The 14,113-nt window shown below is 72.5% G+C and carries 16 protein-coding genes; 8 read left to right on the plus strand and 8 right to left on the minus strand.

Translation table 11 applies throughout. The features are described from left to right. Window positions 1–6: 6 nt before the first annotated feature. Genes FF041_RS05120 through FF041_RS05135 form a run of 4 tightly spaced genes read left to right on the plus strand, consistent with a single transcriptional unit; the run spans window position 7 to window position 1,606 of the window. Window positions 7–195, plus strand: a complete 189-nt coding sequence (locus FF041_RS05120; RefSeq protein WP_153521213.1) for a hypothetical protein — start codon at window positions 7–9, stop codon at window positions 193–195. A 43-nt stretch (window positions 196–238) separates the two neighbouring features. Then, window positions 239–484 carry a hypothetical protein gene (locus tag FF041_RS05125; protein ID WP_153521214.1) on the plus strand — a complete coding sequence of 82 codons (246 nt, stop codon included), beginning with the start codon at window positions 239–241 and terminating at the stop codon, window positions 482–484. Next, window positions 481–690: a hypothetical protein gene (locus FF041_RS05130; protein WP_153480583.1), complete on the plus strand. Its 210-nt coding sequence runs from the start codon at window positions 481–483 to the stop codon at window positions 688–690. Before FF041_RS05125 ends, FF041_RS05130 begins: the two co-directional genes overlap by 4 nt. Window positions 691–712: 22 nt before the next feature. Then, entirely contained in the window at window positions 713–1,606 is an 894-nt protein-coding gene (locus FF041_RS05135) for a S8 family serine peptidase (RefSeq protein ID WP_228388032.1), read from the plus strand. A gap of 105 nt (window positions 1,607–1,711) precedes the next feature. Here FF041_RS05135 and FF041_RS05140 read toward each other — a convergent pair whose 3' ends face one another. Beyond that, complete coding sequence (locus FF041_RS05140; protein ID WP_407698111.1) at window positions 1,712–3,019, minus strand: serine-threonine protein kinase; 1,308 nt, start codon at window positions 3,017–3,019, stop codon at window positions 1,712–1,714. A gap of 192 nt (window positions 3,020–3,211) precedes the next feature. After that, window positions 3,212–4,534 carry an exo-beta-N-acetylmuramidase NamZ family protein gene (locus tag FF041_RS05145; RefSeq protein ID WP_153521217.1) on the minus strand — a complete coding sequence of 441 codons (1,323 nt, stop codon included), beginning with the start codon at window positions 4,532–4,534 and terminating at the stop codon, window positions 3,212–3,214. Between the two features lie 476 nt (window positions 4,535–5,010). Between FF041_RS05145 and FF041_RS05150 the strand changes: the two genes are divergently transcribed. From FF041_RS05150 to FF041_RS05160, 3 genes are all read left to right on the plus strand, one after another. Then, window positions 5,011–5,766 carry an SDR family oxidoreductase gene (locus FF041_RS05150; RefSeq protein ID WP_194291938.1) on the plus strand — a complete coding sequence of 252 codons (756 nt, stop codon included), beginning with the start codon at window positions 5,011–5,013 and terminating at the stop codon, window positions 5,764–5,766. Continuing rightward, window positions 5,763–7,418, plus strand: a complete 1,656-nt coding sequence (locus tag FF041_RS05155) for a class I adenylate-forming enzyme family protein (protein ID WP_153521219.1) — start codon at window positions 5,763–5,765, stop codon at window positions 7,416–7,418. Before FF041_RS05150 ends, FF041_RS05155 begins: the two co-directional genes overlap by 4 nt. Before the next feature lie 84 nt (window positions 7,419–7,502). Beyond that, window positions 7,503–8,096, plus strand: coding sequence for a TetR/AcrR family transcriptional regulator (locus tag FF041_RS05160; RefSeq protein ID WP_153480576.1), 594 nt, complete (start codon window positions 7,503–7,505; stop codon window positions 8,094–8,096). 108 nt (window positions 8,097–8,204) lie between these two features. Here FF041_RS05160 and FF041_RS05165 read toward each other — a convergent pair whose 3' ends face one another. The 6 genes from FF041_RS05165 to FF041_RS05190 form a co-directional block, all read right to left on the minus strand. Continuing rightward, window positions 8,205–9,419 carry an acyl-CoA dehydrogenase family protein gene (locus FF041_RS05165; protein ID WP_153521220.1) on the minus strand — a complete coding sequence of 405 codons (1,215 nt, stop codon included), beginning with the start codon at window positions 9,417–9,419 and terminating at the stop codon, window positions 8,205–8,207. A gap of 6 nt (window positions 9,420–9,425) precedes the next feature. After that, window positions 9,426–10,448, minus strand: coding sequence for a phosphotransferase family protein (locus tag FF041_RS05170; RefSeq protein WP_153521221.1), 1,023 nt, complete (start codon window positions 10,446–10,448; stop codon window positions 9,426–9,428). Window positions 10,449–10,591: 143 nt separating this feature from the next. Beyond that, window positions 10,592–10,888, minus strand: a complete 297-nt coding sequence (locus FF041_RS05175; protein WP_153521222.1) for a hypothetical protein — start codon at window positions 10,886–10,888, stop codon at window positions 10,592–10,594. A 122-nt stretch (window positions 10,889–11,010) separates the two neighbouring features. Continuing rightward, window positions 11,011–11,313 (minus strand): DUF202 domain-containing protein, encoded by a 303-nt coding sequence (locus FF041_RS05180; protein WP_323391259.1) that lies wholly within the window; start codon window positions 11,311–11,313, stop codon window positions 11,011–11,013. A 68-nt stretch (window positions 11,314–11,381) separates the two neighbouring features. Continuing rightward, the gene (locus FF041_RS05185) at window positions 11,382–11,780 is read right to left on the minus strand and encodes a YidH family protein (protein ID WP_323371050.1); all 399 of its coding nucleotides are present in this window, start codon (window positions 11,778–11,780) and stop codon (window positions 11,382–11,384) included. A 33-nt stretch (window positions 11,781–11,813) separates the two neighbouring features. Continuing rightward, window positions 11,814–12,326 (minus strand): NUDIX hydrolase, encoded by a 513-nt coding sequence (locus tag FF041_RS05190; RefSeq protein WP_153521224.1) that lies wholly within the window; start codon window positions 12,324–12,326, stop codon window positions 11,814–11,816. Window positions 12,327–12,424: 98 nt separating this feature from the next. Between FF041_RS05190 and FF041_RS05195 the strand changes: the two genes are divergently transcribed. Next, a complete protein-coding gene (locus FF041_RS05195; RefSeq protein WP_153521225.1) occupies window positions 12,425–14,077 on the plus strand; it encodes an FAD-binding dehydrogenase in 1,653 nt (550 codons plus the stop codon). Window positions 14,078–14,113 lie beyond the last annotated feature (36 nt).

Here is a 14,113-nt window from a genome sequence, read left to right on the forward strand (position 1 = left end):
CCCTGGATGGGTCTCCCCGGATTCGCCCGTACGCGGCCACCGCACGACTCGCCCGGCGACCGGCTGTTCCCCCAGCTGACGTCGTTCTGCGAGATGGAGTGCGGCGCCATCTGCGACTTCGAGTGCGAGCACTACCACGACCCGTCGCTGTGTCATCCCGACTGCTACCGCTCGTGCATGGACACCTGCCGATAGCGGGAGGGCGGCCACCGGCGACCGAGAGATGAGGTGAGGAGGAATGCGTATTCCTGGATTCGCCGTCGCCACGGCAGCCGCCGGCGGGCGGGGAACAGCGCCCGCCGGTCCGCCGCGCACGGCCGGGGCCGGATCCGACGGGCTCGTCCCCCAGGAGATCTTCTGCGAGAGCGTCGAAGGCCCGATCTGCCACGCCGGCTGCGAGGGCCTCGACAACTTCGACGACTGCTACGCGGGCTGCCTGGAGGACAGATGCCGGTACTGGGACTTGTGGGGAGGTTCGGGATGACGCTCCCCGGATTCACCCCCGCCCGGCCCCCGTGCCCCGGTGACCGGCTGTTCCCGCAGATCGACACCCACTGCGACACCTTGTGCCTCAACGAGTGCGCGAATGTGTGCGAGGACCGGCCGCCCTGGGAAGCGGGCGACTGCCTCAACGTCTGCCAGGACCAGTGCCTGAACGACTGTGAGCCGCCCATGTATCTGATCGGCTAGCAGGCGACCGGCCATGCACCCCTTGCACACCTTGCATCCCTCGGCCCCCTTGGACCCCCTGGATCTGGTACGCCTCACCCCGCTCAGGACACGCACGGCCGGCCGGTCCTCCGTCGTCGTGGGGCTGATCGACGGCCGGGTCGCCCTGGACCACCCGGCTCTCACGGGCCGTCCGGTCCGGGAGCTGCGCCCCGCCGGGACGAGGGGCTGCCGCCGGGGCGATGTCTGCTGTGCGCACGGCACCTTCGTCGCGGGGATCCTCGCCGCGGCCACCGGCATCTGTCCGGGCTGCACCCTGCTGACCCGGCCCCTCTTCACGGACCGCCCGGCGGACGGCGGCCCCGCGACCTGTCTGACCGGTGTACGCACCGGCGAACTCGCCGAGGCGATCACCGAGACCGTCGACGCGGGCGCGCACATCCTGAACCTCAGCATGGCGCAGCCCGCGCCCTCCGGCGTCCGGGACCACGCGCTGGAGGCGGCCCTCGACCATGCCGCGGACCGGGGCGTGATCACGGTGGTCGCGGCCGGCAACCAGGGCCGGATGGGCTCCTCCGTGCTCACCGGCCACCCCTGGGTCATCCCGGTGATCGCCTACGACCGCGCCGGGCGGCCCATGCCCCAGTCCAACCTGGGGCGTTCCATCGGACGGAACGGAGTGGGCGCCCCCGGCGACCGGATCACCGGCCTGGGCCTCGACGGGGCCCCGCGGACCGTGAGCGGCACGAGCGCCGCCGCGCCCTTCGTCACGGGCGCGGCGGCGCTGCTCTGTTCGCTGTTCCCGGGCGCCTCACCCGCCGCCGTCCGGTACGCGCTGACCCATACCCCGGCCCGCCGCCCCTCGGTGACCCCGCCGCTGCTCCACGCGTGGGCGGCGTACACCGCGCTCCGGGACGGGGAAGTGGTCAGCGGGTGATACGGACGCGGCCCGGCTGGTCTCCGGCGCTCCCGCCGGGGTGCCGGAGGCACCGCTGCCGCCATCGCTGCCCATCGCACCATCAGCCCCTGCGGCCACGCCCGCTCAGCGCCCGACCCGGCCCGCCGAGACCACCAGCCTCGCCAGCTCCGGATGGCAGATGTCGTTGTGCGCGCCCATCGGCGGCCTTCCGCGCCGCACCACCGATGCGGTGTCCACGCTGACGCACCCCGAGCGGGGCAATCCCCGGGTCAGTGCCTCGTCCAGGGTCAGCCGGGCCGAGGCCGGACGTACGGCCTGGAAGCCGTCGTGTCCCAGCGCCCGCCAGCGCCGGTCCGGCCGCCCGGGGCTCCGGTCGTCCCCGGCCAGCCGGGAGGCCAGCGGGTACAGCACCCCGAGCGCGGTGTCGTGCCGGGAGTAACCGGCCACCACCGGGCCGTCGACCCGGTCCTCCATGGCCGTCAGCGCCCCCGCGTGCTGGGCCGCGTGCGGCAGGCTCGGCGCGAACGCGTAATGCGAGAAGGCCCCCTGGAGCAGGGTCACCGACTTCACCGTGTGCACGCCGTCGGGCAGCCCCCGCAGCGCGAAGGAGACCAGCCGCGCGCTCTGGCTGTGGCCCACCAGATGGATCCGCGTCCCGGGGCGTACCCGCGCGAGCTGGCCCAGCAGCGGGCCGAGCCCCAGCTCGCCGACGGCTCCCGCGCGGCGCTTCATCGCGTAATAGGTCATCTGCCGCAGCAGCTCCTTCGCCCCCTTCCAGCTGCGGCTCAGCGCGCCGTCCGCCGGGTCGGCGCGGAGGCCGGCCGGGGCAGCCGGCTCGCTGTCCTCCAGCGCCAGGCCGAGGGTGCGGCAGAACGTGAGCGCGTCCTCGTGGAGCAGGGCGGGCGGCCCCTGCTCGTCCTGCGGGAGATCGGCGGTGAAGCAGTTCTCCAGACCGCCCGCCGGGGCCCGGGTGAGCCGCCGGGCGAGCCTGCCGAACTCGGCGAAGGCGTCCGCCGACCCGGGCCGGAGCTCCAGCAGCCGGGCGAGGCGTGCCACCGTGGCCCGATGCCCGGGGAAGAGCCCGTTGAGCGAGTCCCGGGTCGCCGCGTCCAGCTCCGTCAGCGGTTCGGGGCCGTCCGGCACCGGCCCGGCGCCGGGCATCGGCTCGTCGCCGAATCTCATCGACGGCCATATCAGCCCCGCGTACCCCACGCGCGCCTGGGGCGACAGCAGCCCGGGGAAGGGGGCGAAGAACGCCGAGTGCGGCGCCCGCGCATCCCAGGGCGATCTGTTCCAGCCATGTGCGAATATCACCAGATCGGTGATGTCCAGCCGGAGCAGCCGCAGCAGCCGCTCCCGCCCGGCCGGATCGATGTCGCCGTCCTCGCCGAAGACGATGTCCTGATAAGGACTCACACTCATTTCCGGCATGACTGCCCCTCCCCCGAAACATCCGCTTCTTTCCCCCCAGGATCCTGTGCCGTGCGAGGGACGGCCATACCCAGGACATCGCGGGTTCAATACGGCCGCGCGGGCTCACATCCGGTCAGAATCACCCGGCGCACGCGCCCGGCGGGGCCGCCGGCCGCGCGCGGGGACTGCTGGGGACGGTGCGGAGACTCCCTAGCGGTAGTGCAGATATCTCCTCCGTACCGATCTGAACTCGGCCAGCTCCGCCCGCCACACCGCCGTGATCTCGTCCGGCCCCGCCCCCGCGTCGATCATCGTGCGGACCCTGGTCGAGCCGGTGAGCTTGTCGATCCACCCGGTGTCGGGCCACCAGGCGAAGCCGGACCAGGTCCGCTTCGCCGTCACCAGCAGCCCGATCCCGGTGCGCACCGGGTCGAATTCCTCCCGGTCGTGCACATGCAGCTGCACCCCGCCGACGGTCTCTCCCCGGAACTTGGAGAACGTCGGGGTGAAGTACGCCTCACGGAACCGCACCCCCGGGAGCTCCAGGGCGTTCGCCGCCCCGGCCCAGCGGCCGTCCAGGCCCTTCGCGCCCAGCAGCTCGAAGGGACGGGTGGTCCCCCGCCCCTCCGACAGATTGGTGGCTTCGAAGAGACAGGTCCCCGGGTACACCAGCGCGGTGTCGGGGGTGGGCATATTGGGGCTCGGCGGCACCCAGGGCAGACCCGTCCCGTCGAAGAAGTCCGAGCGCCGCCACCCCGACATCCACACCGTCTCCAGCTCCACGGGCCGCTCCCGCAGAAACTCGCCGTTGAAGAGCAGCGCCAGTTCGGCCACCGTCAACCCGTGTGTCTGGGGGATCGGTTCGAGGCCCACGAACGAGGCGAAGGCACGGTCGAGCACCGGCCCGGAGGCCCACCGCCCGGTGACCGGATTGGGCCGGTCGAGCACGACGATCCGCTTCCCCGCGAGCACCGCCGACCGCATGCAGTCGTACAGCGTCCAGATATACGTGTAGAAACGCGCGCCGACGTCCTGGATGTCGAAGACGATCGTGTCCACGCCCGCGGCGGTGAAGACGTCGGCGAGCTTCTGCCCGCTCAGCCGGTAGGTGTCGTAGACGGGCAGCCCGGTCGCCGGGTCGTCGTAGCGGCCTTCGGAGCCCCCGGCCTGGGCGGTGCCGCGGAAGCCGTGCTCCGGGCCGAAGACCGCGACCAGATCGACCCGTTCGTCGGCGTGCATCACATCCACGATGTGGCGTACGTCGGAGGTGATGCCGCTGGGGTTGGTGACCACGCCGACGCGCTGGCCGGCCAGCGGGGCGTAACCGGCGGCGGCCAGGCGGTCGAATCCGGTGCGGACCCGGCGGCGGCCGGTCCGCCCGGCGGCGCTGCTGGAAGCCGGGTCAGCCGGGCCGGGGGCGTGCGCCTCGGGCGGCTCGGGCGACCCATGGGGCGAGGCGTTCGCCGGACCGGCCGCCGCCAGTGCGCCCACCGCGCCCGTGGCGGCCAGCAGGCCCCGTCTGGACAGGCTCATCGGACTCCCTCCGTACAGGCTGTCTGTCATGACCACGCACGCTAGCGCGCCAGGTGACGAGGGGGAACGACCTCGCCGCACCCGTCCGACGTGGACGACGTGGACGGCGCGGACGACGTGGACGGCGCGGACGGCGCCGGGGCCGCCGGCCCCGTTCCTCCCCGGCCGCGCGCGAAGCCGCCCGGCTCATTCCGCCGCCGGGCCCGCTTCCGGTGGGCGCTTCGGCCGCCGCCGGGTCCGAGGATGTCATCGCCGCCCGCGGGAGGCCCGCCGGACCGACCCGTATCCCGGCCGGCCGCGCCGTACACGGCTCCACGGCTCCACGGCGGCGCGGCTCCACGGCGGCGCGGCCGATGGCCGCACACCCGTGGAACGCCCGGGCCCGCCCCCTTCCTTACTACATACCGACTGGTTAGTCTGCCCCGGAACGCAGACCCGGGTCCGGAGTTACCGAGAGGCGGAGACCGATGCATTCCATGGACGGCGCGGCAGTGGTGGTCACCGGCGCGGGCGGCGGTATCGGCGCCGCCCTCGCCCGCCGGTTCAGAGCGGAGGGCGCGCGGGTCGTGGTCAACGACATCGACCCGGTGCGGGCGGCGGCGGTCGCCGACGAGATCGGCGGCATCGCCGTCGCCGGGGACGCCTCCGGAATCGTCCCCGAGGCCCGGGACGCCCTCGGCGGCGCCGTGGACGTGTACTGCGCCAACGCCGGTCTCGCCTCGCCCGGCGGCCCCTTCGCCGACGAGCAGATCTGGGCCGCCGCCTGGGACGTCAACGTCATGGCCCATGTCCGCGCGGCACGCGACCTCCTCCCCGGCTGGCTGGAGCGCGGCGCCGGCCGCTTCGTCTCCACCGTCTCCGCCGCCGGACTGCTCACCATGATCGGGGCCGCCCCCTACAGCGTCTCCAAGCACGGCGCGTACGCGTTCGCCGAATGGCTCTCCCTCACCTACCGCCACCGCGGACTGAAGGTGCACGCCATCTGCCCGCAGGGGGTGCGTACGAACATGCTGACCGAGGCCGGATCCGCGGGCGACCTGGTGCTGAGCCCCACCGCCATCGAGCCCGAGGACGTGGCCGACGCGCTCTTCGCGGGCATCGCGGACGACCGGTTCCTGATCCTGCCGCACCCCGAGGTCGCCGGTTTCTACCAGGCCCGCGCCAGCGAACCCGACCGCTGGCTCGACGGAATGAACCGCATTCAACGGACATGGGAAGGAGCGGAACGATGACCGCCTCGATCTACGCCGCCAAACCCTGGCTCGCCCGGCTCTCCAAAGCCCAGCTCGCCCGGATATCCCCGCCGGAGACCGTGGTGCACTCCTTACGGGCCGCCGTCCGCCGCGCCCCCGACCGCACCGCCCTCGCCTACTTCGACGGACGGCTCAGCTACCGCGAGACCGACGCGTTCTCCGACTCCCTCGCCGGTCATCTCGCCGCCAAGGGCGTCGAGCGCGGCGACCGGGTCGCCGTCATCCTCCAGAACTGCCCGCAGTTCGTCCTCGCGCTGCTCGGCGCGTGGAAGGCCGGAGCCATCGTCGTACCGCTCAACCCCATGTACCGGTCCGCCGAGGTCGCGAAGGCCCTCGATGACTCCGGGGCCACCGTCCTCGTCTGCGCGGACCACGCCTGGGAGAGCTATCTGCGCGCCGTCGTCGCCGAATCGTCCGTCCACACGGTGCTCACCGTCTGCGAGCGCGACCTCCAGACCCGCGACGACCCCCGCGTACTCGGCGCGGCACGGCTGCCGCGCCCGTACGACACCGACGATCTGGTCACCGCGGCCAGACGGCGGCTGCCCGCGCCCGCCGGACGCGAACTCTCCGCCGCCGACACCGCCCTGATCAGCTACACCTCCGGCACCAGCGGAACCCCCAAGGGCGCGATGAACCACCACGGCGCCATCGCCTATATCGCCGAACGCCAGCGCACCGCGCTCCCGGTGGCCGAGGGCGCCTGCTACTTCGCACTCGCCCCGCTGTTCCACATCACCGGAGTGGTCTGCGAACTCGCCGCCTCCATCGCCAACGCGGGCACCCTCGCCCTCGCCTACCGCTTCGAGGCGGGCGTCGTCCTCGACGCCTTCGCCGAGCACCGGCCCGCGTTCACCGTGGGCCCCTCCACCGCCTTCATGGCCCTGACCGCCCACCCCGGCGCCACCCGCGAGCACTTCGCCTCCTTCCAGGTGCTCGCCTCGGGCGGCGCGCCCGTGCCGCCCGCGCTGATCGACCGCATCCGCACGGACTTCGGCCCCTATCTCACCAACGGCTACGGCCTCACCGAGTCCACCGCGCCCTGCGCCTCCGTGCCGCCCGGTCTCGAAGCCCCGGTCGACCCCGCCTCCGGCACCCTCTCGGTCGGGGTCCCCGGCCCGGACACGATGGTGCGCATCGTCGACGAGAAGGGCGAGGAGGTGCCCTTCGGCGCGCACGGCGAGATCATGATCAGCGGGCCCCAGGTGGTCAGCGGCTACTGGGGGATGCCCGAGGCGACCGCGGAGACCTTCCCCGGCGGGGAACTGCGCTCCGGGGACATCGGCTTCATGGACCCGGACGGCTGGCTCTATGTGGTCGACCGCAAGAAGGACATGATCAACGCGTCCGGTTTCAAGGTCTGGCCGCGCGAGGTCGAAGACGTCCTCCACACCCACCCCGCCGTGCGGGAGGCGGCCGTCGTCGGGGTGCCCGACGCCTATCGGGGAGAGACGGTGAAGGCGTACATCAGCCTGCGTCCCGGGGCCGCAGCCGAGCCCGCGGAGCTCTCGCGGTACTGCGCCGAGCGGCTCGCCGCCTACAAGTACCCCCGGCAGGTCGAGATCCTGCCCGAGCTGCCCAAGACGGCGAGTGGGAAGATCCTCAGACGGGAGCTGCGCGAACGTCGGTGAGACCTCGGCGAGCAGCCCGGTGAACACCCCGGTGGAACACCCCCGTGCACAGAGCGCAGTCGAGTGAGAGGTTGGTGGCGGACGATGGCCAGGACGACGGACGGGGAGGAGACCCCCGTACCGCAGAGGCTGCTGGCCGCCGCCACCAGGCTCTTCGCCGAACGGGGCTACGACCGCACCTCCGTCCAGGAGATCGTGGAGGCGGCAGGCGTCACCAAGGGAGCGCTCTACCACTACTTCGGCTCCAAGGAGGACCTCCTCCAGGAGGTCTACGCCCGGGTGCTCCGGGTCCAGCAGGAGCGGCTCGACGCGTTCGCCGACGCCGACGAGCCGGTGGAGAAGCGGCTGCGGGACGCCGCGGCCGATGTGGTCGTGACGACGATCGACAATCTCGACGACGCGGCGATCTTCTTCCGGTCGATGCACCATCTCAGCCCGGAGAAGCACAAGGAGGTACGGGCGGAGCGCCGGCGCTACCACGAGCGGTTCCGGGCCCTGGTGGAGGAGGGGCAGCGCACCGGGGTCTTCTCCTCGGCGACCCCCGCCGATCTGGTGGTCGACTACCACTTCGGATCGGTCCACCATCTGTCGACCTGGTACCGCCCGGAGGGCTCCCTGAGCAAGCGGCAGGTGGCCGACCAGCTGGCGGATCTGCTGATGAGGGCGCTGCGGCCGTAGCGGCTGCCGGTCCCGGTCCCGGTACCGGTCCCGGTCCCGGTCGCGATGACCGATGACCGATGACCGGGCCCGGCGGCTCACCGGCAGCGGCTCACCGGGCCCGCAGGCTCATCGGTAGCGGCTCAGCTCACGGCGGGCCAGCGAGCGCTGGTGCACCTCGTCCGGGCCGTCCGCCAGCCGCAGCGTCCGCGCCGCCGCCCACAGCTCCGCCAGCTCGAAGTCCTGGCTCACCCCGCCCGCGCCGTGCACCTGCACCGCCCGGTCGAGGATCTCCACCACCGCCCTCGGGGTCGCGATCTTGATCGCCTGGATCTCCGTATGCGCGCCCCGGTTGCCCACGGTGTCCATCAGCCACGCCGTCTTCAGCACCAGCAGCCGCAGTTGCTCCACCGTCACCCGGGCGTCCGCGATCCAGTTCCGCACCACCCCCTGCTCGGCGATCGGCTTCCCGAAGGCCGTACGGTCCACCGCACGCCGGCACATCAGCTCTATCGCCCGCTCGGCCATCCCGATCAGCCGCATGCAGTGGTGGATACGGCCCGGACCGAGGCGGGCCTGAGCGATGGCGAAACCGCCGCCCTCCTCGCCGATCAGATTCGCCGCCGGCACCCGGACCCCGTCGAAGACGACCTCCGCATGACCGCCGTGGGCATGGTCCTCGTATCCGTACACCTGCATCGCCCGGCGCACCTCAAGCCCCGGCGTATCGCGCGGCACCAGCACCATCGACTGCTGACGGCGGATGTCCGCCCCGTCGGGGTCCGTCTTGCCCATCACGATGAACACCCGGCAGTCGGGATTCATCGCGCCGGAGATGTACCACTTGCGGCCGTTGACGATGAGCTCGTCACCCTCACGGTCGATCCGCGTCCGGATGTTCGTCGCGTCCGACGAGGCCACCTCCGGCTCCGTCATCGCGAACGCCGAGCGGATCTCGCCCGCCAGCAGCGGCTCCAGCCACTGCTTCCGCTGCCGCTCGTCGCCGAACTGCGCCAGCACCTCCATGTTCCCGGTGTCGGGCGCGGCGCAGTTCAGCGCTACGGGAGCCAGCTGCGGGCTACGGCCGGTGATCTCCGCGAGCGGCGCGTACTGGAGATTGGTCAGCCCCGCCCCGTACTCCCCGTCCGGAAGGAAGAGATTCCACAGACCCCGCCGGCGTGCCTCGGCCTGGAGCCCCGCCACGACCGCCGGGGTCTCCCAGGGGGACGCCAGCTCGGCCCGCTGCTCCTGAGCGACCGCCTCGGCCGGGTGGATCCGCTCGTCCATGAAGGCGAGCAGCCGGGCCCGCAGCTCCTCGGTGCGCGCGTCGAATGCGAAATCCATGGGTCGTCAGCCTTCCTGAAGTGTGGTGAGGCCGTGCTCGATGAAGAGGGGGACGGCGTCGCCGATCCGGTCGAAGCCGTCGCCGACCGTCTGGCCGAGGGTGTAGCGGTAGTGGATGCCCTCCAGGATCACGGCGAGCTTGAACCAGGCGAAGGCCGTGTACCAGGAGACGGCGGAGACGTCCCGGCCGGACCCCAGCGCATAGCGCTCGATCAGTTCGGCCGTCGAGGGGTGGCCGGGGGCGGTGGCCGTGGTGCTGACGGGGGAGTCGGGCAGTTCCAGCGGGGTGCCGTACATCGTCAGCAGCCCCAGATCGGTCAGCGGGTCGCCGAGGGTGGACATCTCCCAGTCCAGCACCGCCGTGATCGTGTCGTCGGCGCCGGTCAGCACATTGTCGAGCCGGTAGTCGCCGTGTACGACGGCGGGCGCGGCGGAGCGGGGGAGCGAGCGGCCGAGCGAGGCGTGCAGTTCGTCGATCCCGGGGAGCTCCCGGCTGAGGGAGGCGGCCAGCTGCTTGCCCCAGCGACGCAGCTGCCGGTCGAGGAACCCCTCGGGGCGGCCGAAGTCGCCGAGTCCCACCTGCTGCGGCTCCACCCGGTGGAGTTCGACCAGCGTGTCCACCAGGGCGAGAACCGCCCGGCGGGTGCGCTCGGGCCCGAGCGGGATGAGCTCGTCCGCCGAGCGGTAGGGGGTGCCCTCCACATACTCCATGACATAGAACGGGGCTCCGAGCACCGACTCGTCCTCGCACAGCAGCACCGGCTCGGGCACCGGGACCGCCGTCGGATGCAGGGCGCTGATCACCCGGTGCTCGCGCTTCATGTCGTGGGCGGTCGCCAGCACATGACCCAGCGGAGGGCGGCGTACGACCCAGCGGGCGGCGCCGTCGGTGACGCGGTAGGTCAGATTGGAGCGCCCGCCCTGGATCAGCCGGGCGCTGAGCGGTCCGCTCACCAGACCCGGGCGCTCACGGTCGAGATGGCCGCGGAGCCGTTCGGGGTCGATACCTGGCGGGGGGACGGGGCTCATGGGCACCTCCGGACGGGTACGAGCGGGCTCGCCCATGATGACCGACTGGTCGGTATGTAGTCCAGTGTGCAGGTCGCGTTGGTACGGATGCGGCCGGTGGGGTGCCAGGGAGTGTCTTCGGGCTTTGACGACGCGGGCTGGAACTAGTGGTCGTCCCAGTGGCCGTTGTGCGCGGCGTGGCGGTGCCCGTCGTGGGCGTAGTCGAGATGGTCGCCGTGCTCCACCGCCGGATGGCCGCAGCCGGGTCCGTGCTCATGGGCGTGACCGCTGTGCGCGGTGTGCTCGCCCGGTTCGCACTCGTCCCAGTGGCCCGAGTGCTCGCGGTGGAGATGGCCGTGGTGCGCGTAGTCGATGTGGTCGCCGTGCGGGACGCCGGTGTGTCCGCAGGACGGGCCGTGGGTGTGGTGGTGCGGGGAGTGCTCGTGGTGGAGAGCCGTCATGACGATCGCCCTTCGCGGGATCGGTGACCTTGCGCCCCTCTTCCAGGCTATTCCCCGGAGCCGCCGGAGCCGCCTCGGGCCGGGTCGGGCCGGGTCGGGCGTACGGGCCCCGGTGCGCGAGGCTAAAGGACCATCGCCACCGCGAAGGCCGCCAGCGCCGCCGTGCACACCACGGCCGCCAGCGCGCCCCGCTCGGAGAGCACCCCGGGCCGCGGCCCGGCACCCAGAGCGCGTATCCGGTGATGAGCCACCAGCAGAAACCCCAGCCACACCAGCGCGGTCAGCGCCGCCGCGACGAGTCCCGCGGCGCCCGCCCCGTCGCCCATCGCCTGACGGCCCGCGAGCACGGCCGCCACCGTGAAGGCCAGGGTGGTCCTGCGCCATGCCAGCCGGGTCCGTTCCGGCTGAAGCCCCGGATCGCGCACCGGAACCGGCCCCGTACCGCCGACCGGTCCCGAGGCCGGCCCCGTACCGCCTGTACCGCCCGGCGGTCTCACCGTCCGCCCTCCCAGCCGAAGAGCACCACGACCACCATCACCACGGCCACCGCGGCGATCACCAGACTCAGCAGCGCCGGAAAACGCGACACCGGCAGATCCTCACCGCGCCGCATCGCCCGCTCGCACCGCACCCAGTGATCGACCGCGCGGAGCGCGCAGAGCACCCCCGCGCCCAGCAGCCCCAGAGCCATCCCGGCCCGTACCCCCCAGCGCAGACCGGGCAGGAACTGGTCCACCGCGAATCCGCCGCCGATCAGCGCGAGCGCGGTACGGAGCCAGGCCAGAAAGGTCCGCTCATTGGCGAGCGAGAACCGGTAGTCGGGTGTGTCACCCTCCTCGCGCACCCGTTGGGGTGCGAACCACAGCCGCAGACCGCGTACGAAGTCGCTCACCGTCCGCACCCTACCCGCGGAATGATCGGATGATCAGATACGGCCGGCCCGCAGCCGCTCATAGGCGGCGAGGCCGTCCGGCGTCCACTCCCAGCTCCCGAGCCGCCCGGCGAGCTCCGCCTCCGGCAGAAAGCCGTGCCAGGCGACCTCCTCGGCCTGCGGGTTCACCGGTAGCTCGCAGCGGACCTCGTAGACCGCCGACCACCAGCCGCGCTCCCCGTCCTCGTACAGAAAACGGAACAGCGGTACGGGCCGGGGCAGCCCCGAGACGCCGAGCTCCTCCTCCGCCTCCCGCAGGGCCGCGTCGTCATAGCTCTCGCCCGCGCCGACCACCCCGCCCACGAACATGTCGTACAACGAGGGAAAGACCAGCTTCGACGCTGTTCTGCGGTGCACGAAGATCTCGTCCACCGCATTCCTGACCAGGACGAACACACAGCGGTGACGCAATCCCCCGGCATAGACCTCGCCCCGGCGGGCCTGGCCGACGACCTGGTCGCGCTCGTCGACCACATCCAGGATCTCGTCAGCGGGGGAGGCGCTCATGGGGTCATTGAATCAGCACCGCGTCCGTCGAAACCGTTGACGGGTTACCGGGCCCTACGGAAGATCGGAACGTCTCTCCCGCCGACAGGACGGATGCCATGGCGTACGACGCTGACGTGATCGTGATCGGGGCGGGGCTCGCCGGGCTGGTGGCCACGGCGGAGCTCATCGACGCCGGGCGGACCGTGATCCTGCTCGACCAGGAGCCGCGCCGGTCCATCGGCGGCCAGGCCCACTGGTCCTTCGGCGGGCTCTTTCTGGTCGACTCGCCGGAACAGCGCCGGATGCGGATCAAGGACAGCCGGGAGCTGGCCCTCCAGGACTGGCTGGGCACGGCCGGCTTCGACCGCCCGGAGGACCGCTGGCCGCGCGCCTGGGCGGAGGCGTACGTCGACTTCGCGGCCGGTGAGAAGCGGTCCTGGCTCCGTGCGCGGGGCATCCGGTTCTTCCCGGTCGTCGGCTGGGCCGAGCGCGGCGGCTACGACGCGCGCGGCCATGGCAACTCCGTACCCCGCTTCCACATCACCTGGGGCACCGGCCCCGGCGTCGTCGAGCCCTTCGTCCGCAGGGTCGAGGAGGGCGCCGCGCGCGGGCTGGTCCGGCTGATGTTCCGGCACCGGGTCACCGCGCTGGGCGGCAGCGGGGGAACGGTCGACACCGTCAGCGGCGAGGTGCTCGAACCGTCCGCCGCCCCGCGCGGCGCCGCCAGCGGCCGGGAGGTCGCCGGGGCCTTCGAACTGCGCGCCCAAGCCGTGATCATCACGTCCGGAGGCATCGGCGGCAACCACGATCTCGTCCGCGCCCAGTGGCCCGAGCGCCTGGGCACACCGCCGGAGAAGCTGCTCAGCGGGGTGCCCGCCCATGTGGACGGGCTGATGCTCGGCATCGCGGAGCGCGCGGGCGCGAGCCATGTCAACAGCGACCGGATGTGGCACTACACCGAGGGCATCGAGAACTGGAACCCGGTCTGGGCCCGGCACGGCATCCGTATCCTGCCCGGCCCCTCCTCGCTCTGGCTCGACGCGCGCGGCAGAAGGCTGCCCGTGCCGCTCTTCCCCGGCTTCGACACCCTCGGCACCCTCGAACACATCATGCGCTCGGGCCATGACCACACCTGGTTCGTCCTCGACCAGCGGATCATCGGCAAGGAGTTCGCCCTCTCGGGCTCCGAGCAGAACCCGGATCTCACCGGGAAGTCGGTCCGCGCGGTGCTGGGGCGGGCACGGGCGGATGTGCCGGGCCCGGTGCGGGCGTTCATGGACCACGGGGCGGACTTCGTGGTGGAGCACGACCTCGCCTCGCTGGTGCGCGGGATGAACGAACTGACCGGGCAGCCGCTGATCGACGAGGACGAGCTGCGGCGCGAGATCGTCGCGAGGGACCGTGAGATCAGAAACCCCTTCACCAAGGATCTCCAGGTCACCGCCATCCGGGGGGCCCGCAACTATCTCGGCGACCGGCTCATCCGCACCGCGAGTCCGCATCGGATCCTGGACCCGGACGCGGGCCCGCTGATCGCCGTACGGCTGAACATCCTGACCCGGAAATCGCTCGGCGGACTGGAGACGGACCTCTCGTCCCGGGTGCTGGGCCTGGACGGCGACCCGCTTCCGGGCCTGTACGCGGCGGGGGAGGCGGCGGGCTTCGGGGGCGGCGGGATGCACGGCTACCGCTCCCTGGAGGGCACCTTCCTCGGCGGCTGCGTCTTCTCCGGGCGCGCGGCGGGACGGGCGGCGGCCCGCGCCGTCTGAGGCCGTCCGGCTGAGCCGGCCCGGCGTGCCCGCCGT

The organism is Streptomyces jumonjinensis (assembly GCF_009600885.1).
Classification (GTDB): domain Bacteria; phylum Actinomycetota; class Actinomycetes; order Streptomycetales; family Streptomycetaceae; genus Streptomyces; species Streptomyces jumonjinensis.